This is a genomic window from Halovivax ruber XH-70 (assembly GCF_000328525.1).
In the GTDB taxonomy this organism is placed as follows: domain Archaea; phylum Halobacteriota; class Halobacteria; order Halobacteriales; family Natrialbaceae; genus Halovivax; species Halovivax ruber.
In genome coordinates, this window is record NC_019964.1 from 1,793,018 (window position 1) to 1,815,106 (window position 22,089).

Annotated in this window: 22 protein-coding genes; 11 read left to right on the forward strand and 11 right to left on the reverse strand. The window is 64.4% G+C overall.

The genetic code is table 11. The annotated features are described in order from the left end of the window. Positions 1-119: 119 nt before the first annotated feature. From HALRU_RS08495 to HALRU_RS08505, 3 genes are read left to right on the forward strand one after another with little or no spacing between them, the layout of a single operon-like run. On the forward strand, positions 120-1,073 hold the full coding sequence (locus HALRU_RS08495; protein WP_015300984.1) for a DUF4129 domain-containing protein: 954 nt from the start codon (positions 120-122) through the stop codon (positions 1,071-1,073). Next, positions 1,070-3,046, forward strand: a complete 1,977-nt coding sequence (locus tag HALRU_RS08500; RefSeq protein WP_015300985.1) for a DUF58 domain-containing protein — start codon at positions 1,070-1,072, stop codon at positions 3,044-3,046. The genes HALRU_RS08495 and HALRU_RS08500 overlap by 4 nt, the downstream gene beginning before the upstream one ends. Next, complete coding sequence (locus tag HALRU_RS08505; protein WP_015300986.1) at positions 3,043-3,567, forward strand: DUF7519 family protein; 525 nt, start codon at positions 3,043-3,045, stop codon at positions 3,565-3,567. Before HALRU_RS08500 ends, HALRU_RS08505 begins: the two co-directional genes overlap by 4 nt. Before the next feature lie 40 nt (positions 3,568-3,607). Here the strand turns inward: HALRU_RS08505 and moaA are convergent, their stop codons facing one another. Continuing rightward, on the reverse strand, positions 3,608-4,654 hold the full coding sequence (gene moaA / locus HALRU_RS08510) for a GTP 3',8-cyclase MoaA (RefSeq protein WP_015300987.1): 1,047 nt from the start codon (positions 4,652-4,654) through the stop codon (positions 3,608-3,610). Positions 4,655-4,862: 208 nt separating this feature from the next. On the opposite strand from moaA, the gene HALRU_RS08515 reads away from it, so the two are divergent. Further along, a complete protein-coding gene (locus tag HALRU_RS08515) occupies positions 4,863-5,528 on the forward strand; it encodes a helix-turn-helix domain-containing protein (RefSeq protein WP_015300988.1) in 666 nt (221 codons plus the stop codon). A gap of 124 nt (positions 5,529-5,652) precedes the next feature. Continuing rightward, complete coding sequence (locus tag HALRU_RS08520) at positions 5,653-5,880, forward strand: hypothetical protein (RefSeq protein ID WP_015300989.1); 228 nt, start codon at positions 5,653-5,655, stop codon at positions 5,878-5,880. A 54-nt stretch (positions 5,881-5,934) separates the two neighbouring features. Here HALRU_RS08520 and HALRU_RS08525 read toward each other — a convergent pair whose 3' ends face one another. Further along, positions 5,935-7,446: an RtcB family protein gene (locus HALRU_RS08525; protein WP_015300990.1), complete on the reverse strand. Its 1,512-nt coding sequence runs from the start codon at positions 7,444-7,446 to the stop codon at positions 5,935-5,937. An 89-nt stretch (positions 7,447-7,535) separates the two neighbouring features. Next, entirely contained in the window at positions 7,536-7,946 is a 411-nt protein-coding gene (locus HALRU_RS08530) for an archease (protein ID WP_015300991.1), read from the reverse strand. A gap of 93 nt (positions 7,947-8,039) precedes the next feature. On the opposite strand from HALRU_RS08530, the gene HALRU_RS08535 reads away from it, so the two are divergent. The 4 genes from HALRU_RS08535 (at position 8,040) to bcp (ending at position 11,349) form a co-directional block, all read left to right on the forward strand. Continuing rightward, complete coding sequence (locus tag HALRU_RS08535; protein ID WP_015300992.1) at positions 8,040-8,525, forward strand: GNAT family N-acetyltransferase; 486 nt, start codon at positions 8,040-8,042, stop codon at positions 8,523-8,525. Between the two features lie 173 nt (positions 8,526-8,698). Continuing rightward, on the forward strand, positions 8,699-9,883 hold the full coding sequence (priS, locus tag HALRU_RS08540; protein WP_015300993.1) for a DNA primase small subunit PriS: 1,185 nt from the start codon (positions 8,699-8,701) through the stop codon (positions 9,881-9,883). 27 nt (positions 9,884-9,910) lie between these two features. After that, positions 9,911-10,780, forward strand: a complete 870-nt coding sequence (locus HALRU_RS08545) for a hypothetical protein (protein ID WP_015300994.1) — start codon at positions 9,911-9,913, stop codon at positions 10,778-10,780. A 116-nt stretch (positions 10,781-10,896) separates the two neighbouring features. Next, positions 10,897-11,349, forward strand: coding sequence for a thioredoxin-dependent thiol peroxidase (gene bcp / locus HALRU_RS08550; RefSeq protein WP_015300995.1), 453 nt, complete (start codon positions 10,897-10,899; stop codon positions 11,347-11,349). A 178-nt stretch (positions 11,350-11,527) separates the two neighbouring features. Here the strand turns inward: bcp and HALRU_RS08555 are convergent, their stop codons facing one another. Both HALRU_RS08555 and HALRU_RS08560 read right to left on the reverse strand, forming a co-directional pair. Further along, entirely contained in the window at positions 11,528-13,792 is a 2,265-nt protein-coding gene (locus HALRU_RS08555) for a CDC48 family AAA ATPase (protein WP_015300996.1), read from the reverse strand. Then, on the reverse strand, positions 13,789-14,037 hold the full coding sequence (locus tag HALRU_RS08560) for a DUF7127 family protein (RefSeq protein WP_015300997.1): 249 nt from the start codon (positions 14,035-14,037) through the stop codon (positions 13,789-13,791). Before HALRU_RS08560 ends, HALRU_RS08555 begins: the two co-directional genes overlap by 4 nt. Before the next feature lie 148 nt (positions 14,038-14,185). Here HALRU_RS08560 and HALRU_RS08565 point away from each other — a divergent pair, with 148 nt between their 5' ends. Beyond that, a complete protein-coding gene (locus HALRU_RS08565; protein WP_015300998.1) occupies positions 14,186-14,980 on the forward strand; it encodes an alpha/beta fold hydrolase in 795 nt (264 codons plus the stop codon). Positions 14,981-15,037: 57 nt separating this feature from the next. Here HALRU_RS08565 and panB read toward each other — a convergent pair whose 3' ends face one another. Beyond that, the gene (panB, locus tag HALRU_RS08570; protein WP_015300999.1) at positions 15,038-15,850 is read right to left on the reverse strand and encodes a 3-methyl-2-oxobutanoate hydroxymethyltransferase; all 813 of its coding nucleotides are present in this window, start codon (positions 15,848-15,850) and stop codon (positions 15,038-15,040) included. Positions 15,851-15,981: 131 nt separating this feature from the next. Between panB and HALRU_RS08575 the strand changes: the two genes are divergently transcribed. After that, positions 15,982-16,227, forward strand: a complete 246-nt coding sequence (locus HALRU_RS08575) for a DUF5822 domain-containing protein (RefSeq protein WP_015301000.1) — start codon at positions 15,982-15,984, stop codon at positions 16,225-16,227. A gap of 56 nt (positions 16,228-16,283) precedes the next feature. Here the strand turns inward: HALRU_RS08575 and HALRU_RS08580 are convergent, their stop codons facing one another. The 5 genes from HALRU_RS08580 to psmA form a co-directional block, all read right to left on the reverse strand. After that, on the reverse strand, positions 16,284-17,414 hold the full coding sequence (locus HALRU_RS08580) for an acyl-CoA dehydrogenase family protein (protein WP_015301001.1): 1,131 nt from the start codon (positions 17,412-17,414) through the stop codon (positions 16,284-16,286). Positions 17,415-17,496: 82 nt separating this feature from the next. Then, entirely contained in the window at positions 17,497-18,771 is a 1,275-nt protein-coding gene (locus HALRU_RS08585) for an HAD family hydrolase (protein ID WP_015301002.1), read from the reverse strand. Positions 18,772-18,840: 69 nt separating this feature from the next. After that, positions 18,841-20,142 carry a GTPase HflX gene (gene hflX, locus HALRU_RS08590; RefSeq protein WP_015301003.1) on the reverse strand — a complete coding sequence of 434 codons (1,302 nt, stop codon included), beginning with the start codon at positions 20,140-20,142 and terminating at the stop codon, positions 18,841-18,843. A 215-nt stretch (positions 20,143-20,357) separates the two neighbouring features. Next, positions 20,358-21,083 carry a ribosome assembly factor SBDS gene (locus HALRU_RS08595; protein WP_015301004.1) on the reverse strand — a complete coding sequence of 242 codons (726 nt, stop codon included), beginning with the start codon at positions 21,081-21,083 and terminating at the stop codon, positions 20,358-20,360. Positions 21,084-21,237: 154 nt separating this feature from the next. After that, a complete protein-coding gene (gene psmA / locus HALRU_RS08600) occupies positions 21,238-21,996 on the reverse strand; it encodes an archaeal proteasome endopeptidase complex subunit alpha (RefSeq protein ID WP_015301005.1) in 759 nt (252 codons plus the stop codon). Between the last annotated feature and the right edge of the window lie 93 nt (positions 21,997-22,089).

The window sequence follows — 22,089 nt, forward strand, 5'->3', positions numbered from 1 at the left end:
CGGAACCAGTCCGGCGTCGGAACCAGTTCGGTGTGTATGCTGGACTTGAACCAGGCTACCTGTTCCCATCGCAACAAAAATAAGTGTGCGCTGAGGAGGAGAAATCGACGCCGTCATACATGCGTACGGACATCCCACTGCGACGACTACTCGCTGCCGTCATCGCGATCGTGGCGATCGCCGCCGTCGCGGCCAGTATCCAGTTCGTTCCGGAATCAGCCGTGACACCTGGAGACAGTGGCGGGGGCGGATCACCAGCGGCGATGGAAGAACCGGAACTCGATGAGACCGACAGTAGCGGCCCCGGTCTCCTGTTCAAGGCGATACTATTCGCGGGCATCGTCGGGTTGTTGATCGCCCTGATCGTCTTCGCCTTTTACGACAGACGCGACTTGCTCCGGAAACTCGCCAAACTGTCGGTCATCGTCGTAATACTCTCACTTTTCTTCTATCTTGTAATGAAGGGCTTCGATGGCTTCTCCGGCGGTGGCATGAACCGCACGGCCGGCGAACCACAAGACGCACTCCCAGGCCCACCCATGGATGGTGGCGGGGACGAAGGTGGTCAATCGAGTTCATCGGCCCTAATCGAAGCCTCACAGCTGTTCGGTCTCGTCGTCGGTGGGATCGTGCTCGTCGCCATCGGCCTGTTCGTCAAGTCTCGACTCGCGACGGACGACGAATCCACTGGGGGGATGGCGGCGACCGCGAAAGCCGAGGTCGGAAACGTCGCCGGTGATACCGCGGATCGGATCGAAGACGCGTCCGCCGACCAGGTAGAGAACGCGATTTACGACGCCTGGTATCGCATGACGACGATCCTCGACGTCGAAAACCCGAATACGAGTACGCCCAGGGAGTTTGCAGCCGCCGCCGTCGACGCGGGGTTCGATCGTGAAGACGTCGAGGAACTCACGTCGCTGTTCGAAGCGGTCAGATACGGCCCCGAATCACCGACAGCGGTGACGGAGCGACGTGCCGTAGAGATCCTCCGGCGCATCGAAGCGACGTACGGGGAAGCGGACGAAGCGACGACGGAAATCGGTTCGGCCGATGGAGGTGACCGGCAGTGACCGCCCCCATCAATCGGTACGCCTACGCAGCGGCACTGTTCGGGGCCATCGCCGCGCTCGCTAGCCTCGGCGATATCGTCGCGTTCAGTTCCTCACCGGCACTCCTCACGATACTCGGGCTAGCCGCCATTGTCGGATCGATGCTGGGCCTCGGGCGTGCCTGGAACCGACCGGAGTCCACTCAGACACCGGAACCGGAACGACGCGTCGACGCCACCGTCCCCCGGCAGACCGCGGAGGAGGCCCTCAGAGAGTTTGGCCAGACGGACGTTCGAAAGGGAACAAAAGCATCTGACCGACTGGGCTATCGGGCCATCGCTCGGGAGACGCTCGTCAGGTACACCGGAATCGACGAAGACGCCGCCGAACAGGTACTCGACGAGGGGACGTGGACGGACGACGAGCTCGTCGCTCGGTACATCTCCGGAGGTCGCATCCAGGTGGCCGACCGCGGGTTCGGGCTCCTCCGTCGGGTCCGGAGGAACGAGGAAACACCCGATGTACATGCACGCGTTGTCCACGAAATATCGACGATTTCGGCCCGTCACTACGGCGACGCCACGAGCGAGGCCTCCAAACCGAGACCGGACACAACCACCACCAGCGATGGGGCGGGGCAGCGGACGACGGATCGGCTGCTCGCTGGAACGGAGTCGCTCCAGCCGACCGAGACCGGTCACTGGTGGGGTGTTGGGTCGGTCGCACTCGGGCTGATCGGGGCAGGAGCGTTGCTCGAAGTACCCGGCTTACTGCTGGCCGGAACCGCTGCAATCGGGTACGCCGGTTACGCCAGATCGACCACTGCAGGTGAGCCGACGATAGACGTCGACCGAACGGTCGAGCCAACCGACCCCGAGCCGGGCGAATCCGTCTCCGTGGCGACGACGATCACGAACGGCGGCGCTCGTCCGCTCGTCGACGTGCGTGTGATCGACGGTGTTCCCGGGGCGTTGCAGGTCACCGATGGGTCGATTCGGACCGGGACGACGCTCTTTCCCGAAGAGTCAGTCACCGTCGAGTACACCGTCGAGGCGCGGCCGGGAACGCACGACTTCGATCCGGTGGCGGTCCTCGTCGGCGACGTTTCCCGCTCGGCCGAGCGCACCATCTACGTGCCAGCACCGACGACGCTCACCTGTACCCCTTCGCTGGATCGTGCGAGTGCCACCGTTCCCCAGCGCCACGCAACGCTCCAGCGGACTGGCCACGTCCGGACGCCTGATGGGGGACCCGGCACCGAGTTTCACTCCATCCGCGAGTACCGAGCGGGCGACCCCATCAACCGAGTCGACTGGAATCGCCACGCTCGAACGGGCGAACTTGCGACGATACAGTTCCACGAGATGCACTCGAGTCGAGTCGTGTTATTGATCGATGCTAGACGGTCTGCGTACGCTGCACCGAGCGAAACGGCGGTTCACGCCGTCGACCGGGCCGTCGAGGCTGCCGGACGGATCGCTGCCGACCTCCTCGCGTCCGGAAACTCGGTCGGGCTCGCGGGCATCGGAGCCGCCACGACGGCGACCGATCGAGCGTCGTCGTTCGAAAGCGGACCGTGCTGGCTCCCACCTGGATCGAGCAATGCGCATCGGCTCCGAATCCAGCGGGCACTCACGCGCCATCCGCAGTTCTCGACCGTTCCTCCAGCGACGAAACACAACCACTGGCCCACACAGCTCGGTAAACTCGTCGACCAGTTGGCGCCGGACACGGAACTCATCTTCCTGTCACCCCTCGCTGATTTTGGCGCACGGATAATCGCCCAGCGACTGATCGCCAGAGGTCACGCCACGACTGTCGTAAGTCCTGATCCGACGACCACCGAGACGCCGGAAACTGCACTCGCGGCACACTGCCGGGCCCTTCGAATAAGTACCCTTCACGGGCGGGGAGTACCGGTGCTGGACTGGACGAACGACGATTCGCTCGACGCGATCATCGAGCGAGAAGCGAAACGAGGTTCCCCACGATGACCGAACTCACCCGACGTCCAACGCAACTCGCTCGCACGGCCTCACTCGTCACGTCAGTAGGCGCCGTCGCCACGACCGTCAGCAACCCGATTCCGGCAGGGATGGTCGCCGGGGTCGGTGCCCTGGTGCTCGCCCGCGCGCTGGTGATCGGCAATCGTCGGCTGCTCGATCTCGGGGCTCTCGGGATGATCGTGGGAATCGCGATCAGTGCCACCACGACGACGCCGGCCTGGCCACTCGTCGGGACGATCGCTGCCATCGTCGCCTGGGACGTCGGTGGCGTCGCGATCAGACTCGGCGTACAACTGGGACGAAGCGCATCCACAGGTCGGTTGGAACTGTGGTACATTGTCTCCAGCACGGCCGTCGGGGCGGCGGCTGGCGGGCTCGCCTACGGGGTGTTCTTGCTCACGCACGCCATTACACTCGATGCACTCGCTATCCTCCTCTTTGCCGGGATCTGCGCGACGCTCGCTCTCGGGGCACGATTCGGCTGGAACGAGTCGGTCGACAGACGGTGATCCAGTACTTCGACGGACCCGTCAGCCCGGCCGAGACCGATCACGGCGAACCGGGTGGAGACTCCACGTATGCGTCGTTTATCTCCCACTCACCCGATTCGGTTTCGATCATGTACTCGCCGTAGAAAGGGACTCGATTCGCGACCACGTCGCGATATGCCGCCCGGATCTCCGATTTCGTCAACTCCCCCATCGAGCAGAAATCGTCGGTGCGATTGAGACACCCAGTGAACCGGCCGTCGTGGGTCACCCGGACCCGATGACAGTTCGCACAGAACGTCGGATTCTCGACCGGGTCGACGATCTCGACCATCCCCAGCTGCTCGTCGGGGTCAGTATCGCTCGCCTCCGGATCCCTCTCAGAGGGTGACGGATCGTCCGCAGCCTCGGGTGCGACCCAGTACCGGGCCCGATCGTGCATCTCGCGCTGGGTGTGCTCGACGGCTCGATCGGCCAGCCACTCGTGAACGCGCTGGATGTCGATCCCCCACTCCGGATTGCCCGTCAGTTCGGGCATGTACTCGATGAGCTGGAGTCGCAGTCCCGGATTCCGCGCGACGTAGTCGACCATCTCCGGGACGTACGGCGCCGTCTCGTCGAACACGACGACGTTGAGTTTGACGGGACCGAGACCGGCATCGAGGGCGGCATCGACGCCGTCCATCACCGCGTCGTAGGCACCGCTTCCGGTCACCTTCGTGAACACCTCCCGGTCCAGGGCGTCCTGGGAGATGTTTACCCGCTCCAGTCCGGCCTCGGCGAGTGCCGTCGCTCTGCCGGGAAGGAAGGTCCCGTTCGTCGTCATCGACAGCGAGAGTTCCTCAGGTGCCCGGGCGACGATCGATTCGAGGTCCTCACGCAACAGCGGCTCGCCTCCGGTAAACTTGACCGAGTCGACGTCGAACTCCGTAAGCACCTCGAGAATCCGGACGACGTCGTCGGCACCCATCTCGTGGTCCTGAGCCGCCATAGGCCCGCGTGTATCACCGAGCCCTTCGTTGTGACAGTAGACGCAGTCGAAGTTACACCGATCGGTCAACGACACCCGAACGCCGGTCACCTCGCGTCCGAACGAATCGGTGAGCACGCACCGGCGTAGTCGGCCGACCGGCATAAATGCGTCCACGGATAGTTCGGTTCCATCGACCCGCCGAGACGGGCCGGCAGATTTCGTTCGAGGAGCTGATCGACTGGCGGACAGGGACGAACGGCGGGAGGAACAGAGAACAGTCGGAACGACGAACCATCTTCCGTCGCTGAAGACAACTCATTTGGCTGGAGGTGGTGGCCACCCTATGGGCACGACAGCCGAGCTCGTGATACCGGCTCGCGAGTTCGCTCTCGCTCGATCACTGGATCGCGTGCCGTCACTCGAGGTTCGGATCGAGCCGGTCGTCGCGTCGGGTACCGACTCGATCATGCCACACGTCGGCTTTCGTGCAGATCGGGAGTCACTCGCAACACTCGACGACCACCTCGAGGCAGACCCGACGGTCGTCGGATCCAAACAACTCGCAAACGGTGACGACGAACGCCGGTATCTGATCCAGTGGGCCGATTCGGTGATCGAGACGGTGAACCGGCTCACGTCGACCAGTTCGACGATCCTCGATGCCTTCGGCACCGGCGCGCAGTGGCACCTGCGTGTACTCGTCCCAGAACGCGACGTGCTGTCGGCAACCTACGACGCGGCGACCGAAGCCGGCCTCACCATCGATGTCGCCAGAGTGCACGAACTCGAACTGACCGAACGCAGTCGATACGGGTTGACGGACGCCCAGTACGAAACACTCGTCACGGCCCTCGCCGCCGGCTACTACGAGATCCCGCGAAACGTCGACATGGAAGGGCTCGCCGCCGAACTCGATATCTCCCACCAGGCCCTCTCCGAGCGGCTCCGTCGAGCGCACCGACGGCTCGTCACCGAATCGCTCGACGTCGATCGGTCGCCAAGCGAGTGACGTGTTGGGGTGTTTTCAGGCACGCCACGATGGTCCCACCACAGCTTACAGACACGGCACGGTGGTCCCACCACAGCCACCAGTTCGGCACAACACCTACACGGGCGGACGGCGGTGCTAGCCTATGGAAGACGAGATGCTCACAGACGGCCGGACGCTCGTCGAGTTGATCGAATCTGAGGGCTGGGAAGTGACCGACCTCGAGCTCACCGCATACGAGAGCCCCTGGGCGGACGAAGACGATCCCGAAGCGTCGGTGACGATCTCCGCCAGAAAGCCGTACGCCGAGGAGAACGTCGACGGCGAAGATGGCACCTCGAGCGATGACGACAGTCCGTTCAAGATCGGGTGATGGGGCGGATGGTCGATCCGACCGTCAGCGGCCGACTCGTCGTAATCGGCCGACTCACCCCTTGATGTTACAGACGGGGAACGTTCGAGCGACCTTGTCGCCGATGCCGAGCGCGTCGGAGACGCGGACGACCTCGTCGACGTCCTTGTAAACGCCCGGCGCTTCCTCGGCGACCGTGGCGCCGGACTGGGCCTTGACGTAGATCTGGTGGTCGGACTCGAGTTCCTCCTGGACGTCACCGCCCCAGTACTCGTCTTTGGCCTGCGTCCGACTCATGAGACGGCCAGCCCCGTGCGCCGTCGAGCCGAACGTGAGGTCCATCGACGCCTCGCCGCCACGGAGAACGTAACTGCCCGCGCCCATGCTCCCCGGGATGATGACGGGCTGACCGACGTCCCGGTAGGCCGCTGGCACCTCGGGATGGCCCGCCGGGAAGGCTCGTGTGGCTCCCTTCCGGTGGACGTAGAGTTCGCGCTCGGTCTCATCGGCTCGCGGTTCGGCGCCGCTCGCGGCGTCTGCGGAGTGCGACGCCGCGCCGACTGTGTGCGTCTCCTTCTTCGCGATGTTGTGTGCGACGTCGTACAACAGCTCCATCTCCATGTCCTGCCACGAGCGGTCGAACACCCGCTCGAAGACTTCTCGGGTGCGGTGCATGATCAGTTGCCGGTTGACCCACGCGAAGTTGATCGCCGCGTTCATCGCCGCGTAGTACTCCTCGGCGAGCTGTGAGCCGGCCGGCGCCGCCGCGAGTTCCTTGTCCGGGAGTTGATCGAGCAGTCCCTGGTGGTGTTGTTCGATCTTCCGGAGGTAGTCGTTGCACGTCTGGTGGCCCAGTCCGCGCGAGCCGCAGTGGATGAGGACGACGATCTGATCCGCCGTCAGTCCGAACGCCGCACCCACCTCGTCGTCGAAGACGTCGGTGACCCGCTGGACCTCGAGGAAGTGGTTCCCCGACCCGAGCGAACCGATCTGGTTCTTCCCGCGGTCCTTCGCCTTCTGCGAAACCATCGCCGGGTCGGCTTCCTCGCGGACGCCCTCGTCTTCACAGTGGCGCAGATCGTCTTCGACGGCGTAGCCGTGCTCCAGTGCCCAGTCGACGCCGCGCGCGAGGATCTCGTCGATGGTGTCGATCCCCGCCTCGACGATCCCGCCACCGCCGAGGCCGGACGGCACGTTCGCGAACAGCGAATCGACGAGTTCGCGTTCGTGGCCCCGAACGTCGTCGTAGGTGAGGTTCGTCGTCATCATTCGGACGCCACAGTTGATGTCGTAGCCGACCGCCCCGGGCGAAATACAGCCGTTTTCGGCGTCCATCGCGCCCACACCGCCCACCGGGAAGCCGTAGCCCTGATGCCCGTCAGGCATGCAGATCGCGTAGTCGGTGATCCCCGGCAGGTGCGTCGTATTTTGCAGTTGTTCTAGCGTCTTGTCGTCGCTGATCTCGTCGAGGAGCGACTCGCTCGCGAGCACACGCGCGGGAACCCGCATCTCACCGTCCTGCGGGATCTCCCAGACGTACTCGCGGACCTGTTCCAGGGTCACGCCGTTCGCGTCGTACGTAGTCATACCCGAACGTCCGTTTGCACCCCTAAAAGGCGTTGGCACCTGGATGCCGAGTTCCGATGCCGGCGACGGAAGAGGTAGTTACTGACACATCACACGTCGAAGACGACGTAGGCCTCCCAACCGGCTGCCGTCTCCTCTATGCGCATATCGGCGTAGGTAACCGCCTTGACCTCTCTGGCATCGATTTCGTCGAGAGGGATTCCTCGGGCACGGCCCTCGAGTTCCCACCCACCAGCTCGCTCGGCAATCGAAACCTCGTGGTCGACCGGAAGGACGAGTTCGACGTCGCGCACGTAGATGAGTTCGTCGAGGTACTCGAAGAGTAGGGCCTCCAGCGACTCGGCCGAGGCGGTGATATCGAGTTGCTCGCCCGAATCGATCAGTTCGTCACAACTCGCGGCCGCGAGCCCGTCGGCCGTCGCTTCGAAGACAGCCGACAGCGTCCGTCCGGTCGCCGCGACGGCGATGTCGGCCGTGTGGGGCCGAAGCTCGTAGGGCATAGCCGTTCTTTCTGGGCCCGCCACGGTATGTGCATCGATTCGCAATACCCGCTGCCGGCAGAATTATATTGACGACGCTGGTATCCCGTGACAGTGAGCGTCAACGTCGATAGCCGTGTCGTCCCCGCGGGCAGCGACGAGTACGTCGAAGACGCCTGGGAACTCAAAGAGCGGATTCGCGAGCGCGAAAACGTACTGAAACAACGCTGGGACTTTTTCTCCGACGCCTACCGTCGATCGACCGTCCACTGCATCGTCCACGAACACGACGACGAATCGCTCGTCGGGTTCGTGACGGTCCGACGCGACGGCTACATCCTCTTTCTCGGCGTCGATCCCGACTGTCAGGGACGAGGGATCGGCAAACGGCTCGTCTCGGCGGTCGCGACAGACCACCGGTCGGTGACGTGTCACGCCCGGACGACCAACGAGAACGCTCTGCAATTTTACGAGCACCTCGGCTTCGAGATCACCCGGCGCATCGAGAATTACTACGAAGACGGCGGCGACGCCTACTATCTCAAACTCACGTCCGACGCGGGACTGACTGACCGACTCTCCGAGTTCGTACCGCGCTGAACGGAGAAGTAGGGCGGCGGAGATTCGAGTGTGGATCGTCTGTCGAGCACGCCGAATCGACGGTAGCCGACCGAGACAGGCCAAGACTACCCGAATCTTGATTACTCCCGTCGTTCCTTCGTCGACGTCGCCTCCAATACAGTTATACGCCACCGCGAGCGAGTCAGTGGCGAATGGAGGAGCGAACGCGAGCGTACCTTCGTGGCCGGTTCAGGGATTACTACCGGCGGGCCCAGATTACGCCACCGCCCGCACCGGAATCCCGCGAGTGGGGGTACATTCCCTGGACGAGCGGCCCCGACACGCGGATGATTCGACATCGATCCGTCCTCGACATCGGCGACATCGAGACCTTCTTAGAGCGCGAGCGTCCGCGCCACGTCTACTACTCCGCCGGACTGTACGAGGACCCGGGCGCCAATTCCATGGACGAGAAGGGATGGCAACGATCGGACCTCGTCTTCGATCTGGACGCCGACCACCTCCCGGGGGTCACCCTCGGTGAGGACTCCTACGCCGAAATGCTCGCCACGTGCAAGGACGCCCTCCGTCGCCTCCTCGACTTCCTCGAAGACGACTTCGGGTTCGAGGACATGGAGATCGTCTTCTCCGGCGGTCGCGGGTATCACGTCCACGTCAGAGACGAGCGGATCCGCCACCTCGAACGCGAACACCGTCGCGAAATCGTCGATTACGTCCGCGGTATCGGCCTCGAGTTCGACCACCTCATCGAGACGGAGACCGTCGCAGGAATGGGGCGAGAAACACCGACCGAGCGTCGCATCCTGCGAACCAGCGGTGGCTGGGGAGAACGACTGCACGATCGCTTCGTTTCCTTCCTCGACGACCTGTTGGCGATGGACGAGGAAGCTGCTCTCGAACGACTCCAGTCGTTCGACGGGATCGGGGAAGGAAAGGCGACGGCCGCGCTGAACGCGGCGACGAACAACCGGGCGGCGATCGAGGCCGGGAACGTCACCGTCCACACCGCAATCGCCCAGCTCGCCCAGCGCTTCGCCGAGCGAACGGTCGAGGCGGAGAACGCACCCATCGACGAGCCGGTGACGACGGACACCAACCGGCTCATCAGGCTCCCCGGGAGCCTCCACGGCGGCAGCTCGCTCGCGGTTCGGCGAATCGACCGCGCGGACCTCACCGACTTCGACCCGCTCGTCGACGCCGTCCCCGAGACGTTCACCGGACACGAGATCCGGGTGACGGTCGACCGCGGCGGCCCCGTCGAACTCGGTGGCGACACCTTTACAGTCACGGAGGGTGAGCAGTCAGTACCAGAGCACGTTGCCATGTTCCTCATGGCGCGTGGCCGCGCAGAGAAAGAGAAAGAGACCGGCGCCTGATCGGCCGCCGGCCACACCCACCGCAGTATGAATCTGGAGGAACTCCGGTCAGTCCGGAACACGGAACGCCAGAAAGACAGCCTTCAGGAGCTGCGGCCATCGTTCTACCAGGAAGTCGGTGAGTACATCGAGGCGTTAGAACACGAACGGGATCAGGTCGCCGCCGAACACGAGAACCCGTTCGCCGCACCTGAAGTGACTCGACTCACGGACGAGATCGAGACGTCGAAAGACGTCGCCGAAGCTATCTACGAGCGCCGAATGGGGAAACTCGTCAAACAGGCGAGCCTCGCCGCCGCCGGGATGACGGCCGACTCGGACGGGCTAACGAGCGAGGAAGCGACGCTGTTCGACGACCTGGTCGAGCGGATCGAGACGAACAAAGAAGAGATACTCTCCGTTCTCGAAGGAGCCGAGACGACCGTCGCGGACAACCCCGCCATCGATGCCAGCGAGCGCGACACCACGTCACAGACAGAGCAGACGATGTCGGATCCAGATTCGGCGAATCCGCCGGTGGCGCCGGCCGACGAACCGCACACCGATTCCGGTCCGGATGGTGGGACGGCAGACGACGCGTTCGACGCCGCCGAGGCGATGGGGGCGGCCTCGTCGAGTACCGAATCGACGCCAGCCGAGCCCAGTGATCGATCGACAGACGAGGCGACGGACGACTCGGACACCGATGCGTCCGCGCCATCCACCCCGGAGACCAACGACGAACCGGCCGAAGACTCGGCCGTCGCCAGAGTAACGGTCCAGATCACGGCTGACGTCGGCTCCATCCTCGGCGTCGACGACCGGGAGTACACCCTCGCGAGCGACGACGTCGTGACCCTCCCCGAAGCGAACGCGGATCCGCTGATCGAGCGCGATGCGGCGAAGCCCCTCGAGTAATCGAGTGGGCCGCCGTCACGAGAGTCTGACCGCGATTTTTCGCTGTGGTGGCGACCGACACCGTCGGAACCGCCGGGACCGACACCACTACGTCGGGGCCGACCAAACGCCCATTTATGCTCGACGTTGGCACCGACGCACCCACGTTCGAACTCGAGAATCAACGCGGCGAAACGGTCTCGCTCGATTCCTTCGCCGGACAGCCGGTCGTGGTCTACTTCTACCCGCGCGCGAACACCGAGGGCTGTACGGTCGAAGCCTGCGAGTTCCGCGACGCACGACCGCAGCTCGACGATCACGACGCAGTAGTCCTCGGGATCAGTGACGATCCGGTCGCCGACCTGGCCGAGTTCGCCGACGACTACGACCTGAACTTCCACCTCCTCTCGGACGAGGATGGCAGCGTTTCCGCGGCCTACGACTCCTACGGCGAGAAGAACATGTTCGGGAACACGTTCGACGGCGTCTTCCGAAATACCTACGTCCTGGACGGCGACGGCACGATCGTCGCCGCGTACGAGGGCGTCGATCCCGAGGGCCACGCGGACGACGTTCTCGCCGAGCTGTAACGGGCCGGTTCGCTCGCGATCGGAGACGTATCGTCGGAAATGGCGACGAACGGTGCAGGCGGACTCGGCAGAAATCTGTGTGTGTACCGACGCGGAGCACCCACGCGGTGCGGTATTTTTGGTGGAGATTTTACCGGGTTCGATGCGACCCGTGGGAGCGAGAACCCGGTAAAAGGTCCTACTGGAAGGTTCGACCGAGCTGATCTTCTTCTGCCGCAGCTGGTTCGGCCGAGTCGAACTGCTCTTCGATCTCGTCGTAGCGCTCTCGAGTCTCGGCGGTCACGCTCGGCGAGACCTCCGCGAGTGCGTGTTCGAAGTGTTCCTTCGAGATACGGACGTTTCCGAGCGTGTCGTCCATCTCGTCGGGGTCGACCGAGTTGATGAACTCGCGAGTCGCCGCCATCGACGCCTCTCGCGTGACGGCCTCGATGTCGGCACCGACGTAGCCCTCGGTTTCGGCCGCGAGCCAGTCGAGATCGATCGCGTCGGCGAGCGGTTTGTGTTCCGTGTGGACCGCGAAGATCTTCCGACGGGCCGCCTCGTCCGGAACGGGGACGTGGATGTGGCGGTCGAGTCGCCCGGGGCGGAGCAACGCCGAGTCGATGAGGTCCGGCCGGTTGGTCGTCGCGATGACGACGACGTCCTCTAGCTCTTCGAGGCCGTCGAGTTCGGTCAGCAACTGGCTGACCATCCGCTCGGAGACGCCCGAGTCACCGGAGTTGCGCCCGCGTTCGCCCGCGATCGAGTCGATCTCGTCGAAGAAGATCACGGTCGGGGCGTTCGAGCGGGCCTTCTCGAAGACCTCGCGGATGCCCTTCTCGGACTCGCCGACGAACTTGTTCAACAGTTCGGGTCCCTTGATCGAGATGAAGTTCGACTGGGATTCGTTGGCGACGGCCTTCGCGAGCAGGGTCTTCCCGGTCCCCGGTGGGCCGTACATGAGGACGCCCTTCGGCGCCTGCATGTCCATCTCGTCGTACACTTCGGGGTAGTCGAGTGGCCACTGGATCGTCTCGCGAAGCCGCTCTTCGGTTGCTTCGAGTCCACCGACGTCGTCCCAGGTGACGTCCGGCACCTCGACGAACACCTCGCGGAGGGCGGAGGGCTGGATGCCCTTGAGTGCCTCCTTGAAGTCGACTTCCTTCACCTGGAGCGTTTCGAGGACCTCGGCGTCGATCTCCTCTTCCTCCAGATCGAGTTCGGGCCGGATACGTCGCAGGGCGTTCATCGCCGCCTCGCGGGCGAGCGTCGCCAGGTCGGCACCGACGAAACCGTGCGTGTTCTCGGCGTACTGGTCGAGGTCGATCGAATCGACCAGCGGCATGCCACGCGTGTGGACCTGCAAGATCTCGGTGCGGCCTTCCTTGTCCGGGACGCCGATCTCGATCTCGCGGTCGAAGCGGCCACCGCGTCGAAGTGCGGGATCGATGGCGTCGACGCGGTTCGTCGCGGCGATGACGGTGACCCGGCCGCGCTCTTCGAGGCCGTCCATCAGCGAGAGGAGCTGGGCGACGACGCGGCGTTCGACGTCCCCACTCGTCTCCTCACGCTTCGAGGCGATCGAGTCGATCTCGTCGATGAAGACGATCGCCGGCGCGTTCTCCTCGGCCTCCTCGAACACCTCGCGCAGTTGCTCTTCGGATTCGCCGTAGTACTTGGACATGATCTCCGGACCGGAGATCGTCTCGAAGTGGGCGTCGATCTCGTTGGCGACGGCCTTCGCCATCAGCGTCTTGCCCGTGCCCGGCGGTCCGTGTAAGAGGACGCCTTTCGGCGGCTCGATGCCGAGTTGCTGGAACAGTTCGGGGTGGCGCATCGGCAGTTCGATCATCTCCCGGACCTGATCCAGTTCGCCCTCGAGACCGCCGATGTCCTCGTAGGTCACGTCGGGGAGGCCTTCGGTTCCCTCACCGCGACTCGAGATCTGCTCGGCCGGTTTCTCCGAGATCTGAATCGAGGTCGAGTCGGTGATCACGACCGTCCCGGACGGCGCCGTCTCGGCGATCTTCAGCGGGACCGACTGGCCGGAACCGGCCATGGGGCCGAACGAGAACGAAAACGGCACGGTCTGTCCCTCGGTGACCGCCTGGCCGCTCAGTTTGTCCCGGACGAGCGGGCCGATGTCGCCGCGGATCCGGAGATTCTGCGGCAGGGCGACGGTAACCGACGTCGCCGGGTTGACGTCGGCCGCCTCGACGGCGATGCTGTCGTCGATCCCGACACCCGCTTCCTGGCGAAGCCGGCCGTCGATACGGATGATCCCCTTCCCTTCGTCTTCGGGGTAGCCGGGCCAGACGCGGGCGACGGATCGCCCCTCGCCGTTGCCCTGGATGAGGATGTAGTCGCCGTTCTCCAGGCCGATCTCGCGCATCGACGCGCGATCGATCGCAGCGAGTCCGCGACCGGCGTCCTTCTGCTTTAATGGTTTGACGGTAAGTTTCATCGGGTACCCTCCAGTTCGATGCTGAGCACGCCGTTTTTCATAAACGTGTCCGCTACCGTTCCCTCCTGGGGCAGGTCGATCTCGTGTTGGCGGCCATCGAGAACCACGATAGCCGTGCCGTCGACGACGTCGACGGCGGGTTCGGCCGACGCGTCGGCGAGGTCCGCGACCACGACCGACGAGTCGTCGTACTCGTACGTCCGCACCATGGCCGACTGTGCGTCGGCGGTGTCTGCGATAGTCATGTGTTACTAACCCCAAGTAAGCATTGCTACTATATAAATCTATCTCCAACACCCCCACCACATCCCCCGAAATCGAAATAGAACGCTGTTCGCGGTTCACAATCCAACAGGCACCGGCACTTATAGGTCCGGTCGTGGAAGGATGGGTATGGAAACGGTCACTCACCACGACCGGGTGACGGCCTACCGTCACGTCGATCGCCGGGATGACCCCGATCGATCCGACGCAGCCGGGTGCTGTTTCGTCCACGGCAGTGGCGCGACGGGTCGCGTCTGGAACGGCCAACTCCCCCTCGCCAGGGACCGCCCCATCACCACGCTGGACCTGAGCGGTCACGGCGACTCCGAGGATATCGACGCGCGGGCGGGCTACCAGACGCTTACGGCCTACGCAGACGACGTCCTCGCCGTCCTCGAATCGACCGGCGACCGCGTCCTGGTCGGTAACTCCCTGGGCGGAGCAGTTGCCCAGCACCTGTTGATAGAGCGGGACGTCGACGTCGATGCGGCCGTCCTGACCGGTACCGGAGCGCGACTGGGAGTGTTAGAAGACCTGCTCGACTGGCTCGACAACGACTTCGAGCGGGCGAACGAGTTCCTCCACGAACCGGGCCGACTCTTCCTCGACCCCGATCCGGACGTCCGGGAGCGCTCGAGTGAAACCATGGCCGAAACCGGCTCCGCCGTCACCCATCGGGACTTCCTCACCTCCCACCGGTTCGACGTGCGCGATCGGCTCGGTGAAATTTCCGTCCCCACACTGGTCGTGTACGGAAGCGGAGACCAGTTGACGCCACCCTGGTTCCACGAGTACCTCGCCGACGAGATTCCGGAGACGACCCTGGTCGAGATCGAAGACGCGGCACACCTGGCGATGGTCGAGCAACCAACTGCGTTCAACGAAGCGCTCACCTCGTTTCTCACGGACGAAATCGACGGGTAGCGAGCGCGAATAGAATATGGCCGCCAGGAGCAAAAATCGGCCTGGACTATCGGCGTGTCAGTACAGTTCGTCGAGGTCGGCCTGTTCGTGACTGTGTTCCTCGGCCGGGAACGACTCGGATTCGACCGCCTCGACGTAGTCGGACACTGCCGACTCCATCTCCCCTTTGACGTCGCCGAACTGTTTCGCGAACGACGGAGACCACTCGCTCATACCGACCGCATCGTGGAAGACGAGTACTTGACCGTCACAGTCCGGACCGGCGCCGATCCCGATCGTCGGGATGTCGATGGCGTCGGTCACCTCGGCCGCGACGTTCGAGGGGACGTGTTCCAGAACGAGCGAGAACGCGCCAGCGTCCTCGTGTTCCCGCGCGAGTTCGAGAATGCGCTCTGCGCTCTCTTGATCCGTTCCCTGGCGCGGATAGCCACCGTACTGGTTGACGTGCTGGGGCGTCAACCCGAGGTGGGCCATCACCGGAATACCGAGTTCGACGAGTCGCCGGGTGAGGTCGACCGTGTGCGGACCACACTCCAGCTTGACCGCGTCCGCGTCCTCTTGCTGAAGCATCCGACCGGCGTTCTCGATCCCCGTCGCTTCGTCCGCGCCGTAGGAGAGGAAGGGCATGTCCGCGACGACCATCGCCTCCTCGGTCGCCCGGGTGACGGCCCCGACGTGATGGGCCATGACGTCGACGTCGACGGGAACGGTCGTCTCGTAGCCCAGCGCCGCATTGGCGACGCTGTCGCCGACGAGGATCACGTCGACGCCGGCATCGTCGACGATCGCTGCCGTCGGGGCGTCGTAGGCCGTCAACATGGTAATCGGCTCGGTCCCCGCTTTCGCTTGCAGGTCGCGGACGGACGTCATAGCTGATCCTTCGACTCGACCGGGTAAATTCCACCGATTGGGGGCCATCGTGCCGGTTTCCCTCCGCCGCCGACGACCGCACAGCACCGTGTGACGTCGACTTTAAGACCGCTGACCAGAGAGAGTGACTCGTGCCAGAACCCGTCGAAACGAGTACACCCGACGGCCTCGATTACGGCTGGGTGATGCAGATGACGTTCGTCCTGACGATCGTCGTCGGTGCCCCGATCGTCGCGATCCTCTCGCTCCCTGCCGACCTGCCGACGTGGGGCGACCGCGTCGAGTTCGCCATCCGCGTCGGTGCTGTCGTCTGGCTCGTCACGTCGCTCCTCGTCTTCGCGTACGCGAAACGGACCACCGACACGTCCGGTTCGTGAGGCGATCGCCGTGACTACCGAATTCACGCGTCCGACGAGGAGAAATTGCGGCGGGATCAGTCGAGCAGGTGACGCGCGATGACGGTCTTTTGAATCTCGGTCGTCCCCTCGTAGATCTCGGTGATCTTGGCGTCGCGGTAGAGACGTTCGACCTCGCCCTCGGTGACGTAGCCGTAGCCGCCGTGGAGCTGGACGGCGTCGTTCGTCACGTCCATCGCCGCCTCGCTGGCGGTGTACTTCGCCATACTGGCAGCCATCGGGGCGTCAGCGGTGCCCGCTGCGCGCTGGCGAGCGGCGTGGCGAGTGAGCTGGCGCGCGGCCTCCGTACTGGTCGCCATCTCGGCGAGCGTGTGCCGGACCGACTGGATGTCGGCGATCGGGCCGTCGAACTGTTCGCGCTCCTGGCTGTAGGAGACGGCCTCTTCTAGGGCGTGGTCGGCCAGTCCGACCGCCTGCGAGGCGATCGCGACGCGACCACCGGTGAGGATCTCGAACGCGGCCGAGAGGCCCTTTCCCTCCTCGGTAAGTCGATTTTCGGCCGGGATCCGCACGTCGTCGAAGGTGAGCGACGTGGTGTCGCTCGCCCGAAGGCCGAGTTTGTCCTCCTTCTCGCCGACCGTGAGACCGTCGACGTCCTTCGGGACGAGGAACTGAGTGACGGTGTTGGGGTCCTCGCGATCCGTCTTGGCGAAGAGGATGATGACGCCGGAACGGGCGCCGTTCGTGATCCACTGTTTCTCGCCGTTGATCACGTACTCGTCTCCGTCACGGCGCGCCTCGGTCGACATGTCGGCGGGGTTCGACCCCGCGTGCGGTTCGGAGAGCGCGAACGCCCCGACCGGTCGCCCGTCGGCCATCTCCGGGAGCCAGCGCTCTTGCTGGGCGTCGGACCCGAACGTCCGAAGACACGACGTGGCGAGGCCGTGGACGGATAGCGCCGTCGCGACGGCGAGTGAGCCGTACGCGACCGACTCGTAGACCACGCTCGCGGTCACCGGGTCCGCGTCGTAGCCGCCGTACTCGGCGGGGACCGTGAGGCCTGTCAGGTCGAGCTCCGCGAGGCCGTCCCAGATCTCCTCCGGGAACGTCTGGGTAACGTCTGCCTCGCGCGCGATCGGCCGGATCTCTTCGCGCGCGAACTCGCGTACCACGTCCCGAACCGCGCGCTGTTCGTCCGTGAGTGTCATACCTACCCGTTCGGAGAGCCAGATGAAAAGAACCCCGAATCAATCCGCGCATCCGGTCGAAAATTGGCCACACCTCACTCCCTTACTCACTCACCAGTGCGAACTCGTTCATCGCCGCGATCGTCTGGAGGACGTCCGCGCTCTTGCCCCGATCGAAGACCAGTTCGTCGGTCGACAGAACGTGATCGAGGACCGCCGTCGAGGCGTGGTTCGGGGCCGCGACGATACCAGCACTGTTCTCGGCTACCCACTCCATCACCCGCAGATCGCTCTTCGAGTCGCCCATCACCAGCGCGAACGGGTCCGTTACGCCGAGGACGTCGAGTGCACGCTGGACGCCCACCACCTTGTTGAGTTCGAGACTGCCGATCTCGGCCGCGTCGGCCTCATAGTACGCGACGTCGATGCGCTCCAGCACGTCAACATGGTCGTCAGAGAGTTCACCCGCATCGGTCCCCGGATAGGTGCCGTCCCGTTCGAGCACGCGTCGGATCTCGGGGTCCGCATCGGCGTAGAATGCCCGCGTTTGTTGTCGGAGATCGGGAGCGCCGCGCCCGTCCGCGGCGTCCGGCCCAGTCGCCGATAGTTGCCGGTAAACGGCGTCGGCGAGCAGGTCGAGCAGGTAGCCGAGTGCCTCGTCGATCAACTCGCGAGCATCGGGCGAGCCGATCTCGTAGTTCGGCTTCAGTGTCACGTTGAACTCGTTCCCTTGCAGGTGACAGCCGCGACGCAGGTCCGCCGGCGCTTCGGTCAGGACCCGCCCCCGGACGTCCTCGAAGATCGCTCTGATGGGTTCGTCGAGGGCCTCGTACAGCAACTGCTTCGTCTCGGCACCGTGGCCGGGCGCGAACACGCCGGTTCCCGACTCGTAGACGATCGCGAGGTCGCCCGAGTGGACGAGTTCGCTGCCGAGCCCCTGAATCGCGAACCCCTTGACGTTCTCCAGCGTCTGTCCGGTACAGATCACGATCGGGACACCCGCCTCGTGAAATCGGGTGAGGACGTGGAGTGTCTCTCGCGGAATCTCGTTGTCCGTCCCGCCGGCCGACCGCAGCGTCTCGTCGACGTCCAGTACGAGGACGTTGACTGGCCGTCCGTGCGAGGTGGACAGGTCGAGTGCGGTGAACGCCTGATCGCGCGTGGCCGTGGCGGCAACGCCGGCGAGCGTCTCACCCTCGTCGAAGGCCGAGCGGATCCGTTCTTTCCGTCGGTCGAGTTCGGCGTTCGCTCGGTCCCAGTACTCGAGGACGACACGAGAATCCATCGGCGGCAGCAGATCGACGAACGTCTGGTACGCCCGTACCGAGTCCGTATCGTAGGACTCGTACAGTTCGTAGAGGGTATCGTGCGTGACCATACCCCATCGCCACCGAACGGCGGGAAAACGGTTTCCGTCGGGTGCGCTGGGACTGGGAGTCGAGACACCTCAGGCGGACTCGGCAGCGGCCTCTCGCAGGTCGCCCGCCCGCGTTCGCGCCCTGGCGACGATCTCGGGGCGGGCCTCGAACGAGACGTGGACGTCCGCGTCGCCGTAGGTGACGTCCTCGACGTGAGCGTTGTCGTGGATCCAGGAGACGACACTCATGGTGTCGTCGGTCATGGGAAGGACGAGCCGTTCGTGCTCCCAGTCGGGAAGTTCCGCGTCGATACGACCGAGCAATCGGTCGACGCCCTCGCCTTCGCGGGCGCTCACCGCGACCGGGTTCGGTGCGAGCCCGGAGAGGGCGCGTCGTTTTTCGGCGAGTTCCTCGTCGCTCACCCGGTCGATCTTGTTGAAGACCGTCACGATCGGCGCCTCGTTGCGCTCGTAGAGCGTGTCGTGACTGGTGACGAGTTTCTCGTGAATCTCGTCGATCGGTTCACTGACGTCGACGACGAGCAACACAAGGTCGGCCCGGTAGACCGAGTCCAGCGTCGACTTGAAGGACTCGACGAGCCAGTGAGGCAGATCCGAGATGAACCCGACGGTGTCGGTGACCAGCACGTCGCGAGGCTCGATGTCGGCTCGGCGGGTCGTCGTCCCGAGCGTCGTGAACAGCCGATCCTCGGATTCGGCGGTCGCGTCGAGGTCGGGATGGAGATCGGCATTCTCGTCGACGTCCAGATCGCTCGCGAGGCGTCGAAGCAGCGTCGACTTGCCGGCGTTCGTGTAGCCCGCCAGCGCGACGAGATCGAACCCCGAGTCCCGGCGTCGCGCCCGGCGCTGCTCTTCGGTCTGTTCGATTTGGGCGAGTTCGTCACGGATACGACTGATCTGCGCTTTGATGTCCTCTTCGCGACTCTCGTCGTACTCGCCGAGGCCCATGAACCCGGGATGTTCGTCCCGGCGGGCGAGACTCGCCTTCGCCTCCGCACGCGGCAACTCGTAGCGCAACTCCGCGAGTTCGACCTGCAGTTGGGCCTTTCGCGTCTGCGCACGCTGGCCGAAGATCTCGAGGATGAGTGTGAACCGATCGATCACCTCGGCGCCCTCCGGCAGGCGCTGGCCGAGGTTGTACGTCTGATAGGGGCCGAGCCGATTGTCGAAGATGACCGTCGTGGCGTCGGTCTCTGCGACCAGTGTCGCGAGTTCGCCGACTTTCCCCTCGCCGAGCTGTAACGCAGCGTCTGCCGTGCGCGTCTGCGTACACTCGCCGACGACGGTGTAGCCCGCGGCCTCGGCGAGGTCGGTGATCTCACTGGTGTCCGGAACACCCGAATCCACACGCTTTGCGATCACTGCTCTCATCTGTGGCTCTCCTCCCGGGCGAGCGAGTTCCGGACACTCGTCACTGTTCGAACAGCCCCTCCAGCAACTGATCGAGTCGCATCGGAACGCCCGCACCGTACCGATAGCGCTAACTCAGCGATGACTGATCGTCACCCCGTTTCGCGTTTCCCGCGTTCGCGTTGGCCGCGCCATACTGGAATCGACGTCACCGACCGCCTTGAATCCCGCGGCGGCTACCGCGTGTTCAGGTCGTCTTTGTCCTTGACGACCCGCGTCTCGGCTTCGCCACTCGTGTGTTCGTTCACCAGGTCGTAGAAGTCGTTCTGGAGGCCAGCGGGGAAGGTGAGGACACCCACCCACGAGCCATCCGCCTGCCACTCCTCGCGCTCTAGATCACCGAACTGACGGACCTTCGCCTGAGCGCTCCCGGCGTACTCCGCCGGGAGGGACACCGCGAGCGTCACCTCTTCGAACCGAATCGGAATAACCGGCCGCAACTCGTCGAGAGCGTCGTCGACCTGCCCCTCGACGGGTTCCATCGGATCGACCTGGAACCCCGCCTCCTCGAGGGCGCTCTCGATACGCTCCGGAGGGTGGGGCGCGTTGTCCATCTGTGGATTGACCGCGTTGCGCGTGATGCGCGTGATCAGGTTCTTTCGCTTCTGTTCTTGCATCTCGCGGCGCTGTTCGGCCGTGATCTGAATCTCCCCGCGTTCGATCACTTCGGGGATGATCTCGAGCGGGTCCGTCGTCTCGAAGACCTCTTCCAGTGCCGACTCTGCGGGCCGGTCGCCTCGCGATGCGTTCTCGAAGACGTCCTCCGCGGCGATCACGTCCTCCAGTTCGCCGTCGAACTCGCCACGTTTGATGGCGAGTGCCGCGTCCGGGTCGACCAGGACCTCGAAGCGCTCCCCGTGTGTCTCGAGTTGCGCCGTCACTGCCTCGTCGAGTGATATCATACCGATGGCTTTCCCGGGAGGTTACAAGAGTGTTTCCCGACGACACAACTGGATACAGTAACTGACTCTCGACAGCCGACGATATCATCGAACCGCGGCCGACGATGCTATTCGGGACGACTACCCGGCGAAAATCGACCGAACGCGCGAGTCGCTACTCGTCGTCGTCTTCGGCGTCAGGATCGGCGAGGAGATCCGTATCCTCGAGTTTGTCCGCGATACGATCCTGGTCGAAGACGTCGAACGTTTCGGTCTCGACGTCGACCGTCGCGAGGCCGACTTCCGAGGGAAGCAAGGAACCGTCGTTGACCGACGCCAGTGCGTCGAGTGCGAGGCTGATGCCGTCGTCGAGTTCGGCCTCGTCGTCGTAATGTTCCTCTAGGTAGTCCTGCAGTTCGCCGCGATCGGCACCGACCGCGAGTGCCTTCCACTCGTAGGGCGTGCCGGACGGGTCCGTTTCGAAGAGTCGCGGCTCGCCGTTCTCGATCCCGCCGACGATCAGCGCGACGCCGAACGGTCGAGCGCCGCCGACCTGCGTGTACTGCTGGATGTGGTCGGTGATCTCCTTCGTCAGCCCCTCGACACCGATGGGTTCGCCGTAGCGCAGCTGGTTGACCTGGGCCTGGCGGCGGGCGAAGTCGATCAGTTGGCGGGCGTCGGCCACGTGGCCGGCGCTCGCGATGCCGACGTGGTCGTCGGCCTTGTGGATCTTCTCGACGGAGGAGTCCTCGAGAAGCGGCGACGGAATGCGCTTGTCGACGGCGAGAACGACGCCGTCGCTCGTTCTGATGCCGATACTCGCCGTTCCGCGCTTGACGGCCTCACGGGCGTACTCGACCTGATACAGTCGACCATCAGGTGAGAAGATCGTGATGCCACGGTCGTAGGCCTGCTGTTGGGCTTGTCCCTGCATAGTATCACGCTAGATCGAGGTCTGTCGTGTCGTCGGCGATCTGACCGTCAGCTGATGGAGGCAACGACGGCACTGACGCACAGTCGGTTCCGG

Bases quoted from the DNA above. Each gene is read 5' to 3' on its own strand.
- HALRU_RS08495 (WP_015300984.1), top strand. From the start codon at position 120: ATGCGTACGGACATCCCACTGCGACGACTACTCGCTGCCGTCATCGCG.
- HALRU_RS08505 (WP_015300986.1), top strand. From the start codon at position 3,043: ATGACCGAACTCACCCGACGTCCAACGCAACTCGCTCGCACGGCCTCA.
- HALRU_RS08515 (WP_015300988.1), top strand. From the start codon at position 4,863: ATGGGCACGACAGCCGAGCTCGTGATACCGGCTCGCGAGTTCGCTCTC.
- HALRU_RS08520 (WP_015300989.1), top strand. From the start codon at position 5,653: ATGGAAGACGAGATGCTCACAGACGGCCGGACGCTCGTCGAGTTGATC.
- HALRU_RS08525 (WP_015300990.1), bottom strand. From the start codon at position 7,446: ATGACTACGTACGACGCGAACGGCGTGACCCTGGAACAGGTCCGCGAG.
- HALRU_RS08530 (WP_015300991.1), bottom strand. From the start codon at position 7,946: ATGCCCTACGAGCTTCGGCCCCACACGGCCGACATCGCCGTCGCGGCG.
- priS (WP_015300993.1), top strand. From the start codon at position 8,699: ATGGAGGAGCGAACGCGAGCGTACCTTCGTGGCCGGTTCAGGGATTAC.
- HALRU_RS08545 (WP_015300994.1), top strand. From the start codon at position 9,911: ATGAATCTGGAGGAACTCCGGTCAGTCCGGAACACGGAACGCCAGAAA.
- bcp (WP_015300995.1), top strand. From the start codon at position 10,897: ATGCTCGACGTTGGCACCGACGCACCCACGTTCGAACTCGAGAATCAA.
- HALRU_RS08555 (WP_015300996.1), bottom strand. From the start codon at position 13,792: ATGAAACTTACCGTCAAACCATTAAAGCAGAAGGACGCCGGTCGCGGA.
- HALRU_RS08560 (WP_015300997.1), bottom strand. From the start codon at position 14,037: ATGACTATCGCAGACACCGCCGACGCACAGTCGGCCATGGTGCGGACG.
- HALRU_RS08565 (WP_015300998.1), top strand. From the start codon at position 14,186: ATGGAAACGGTCACTCACCACGACCGGGTGACGGCCTACCGTCACGTC.
- panB (WP_015300999.1), bottom strand. From the start codon at position 15,850: ATGACGTCCGTCCGCGACCTGCAAGCGAAAGCGGGGACCGAGCCGATT.
- HALRU_RS08580 (WP_015301001.1), bottom strand. From the start codon at position 17,414: ATGACACTCACGGACGAACAGCGCGCGGTTCGGGACGTGGTACGCGAG.
- HALRU_RS08585 (WP_015301002.1), bottom strand. From the start codon at position 18,771: ATGGTCACGCACGATACCCTCTACGAACTGTACGAGTCCTACGATACG.
- hflX (WP_015301003.1), bottom strand. From the start codon at position 20,142: ATGAGAGCAGTGATCGCAAAGCGTGTGGATTCGGGTGTTCCGGACACC.
- HALRU_RS08595 (WP_015301004.1), bottom strand. From the start codon at position 21,083: ATGATATCACTCGACGAGGCAGTGACGGCGCAACTCGAGACACACGGG.
- psmA (WP_015301005.1), bottom strand. From the start codon at position 21,996: ATGCAGGGACAAGCCCAACAGCAGGCCTACGACCGTGGCATCACGATC.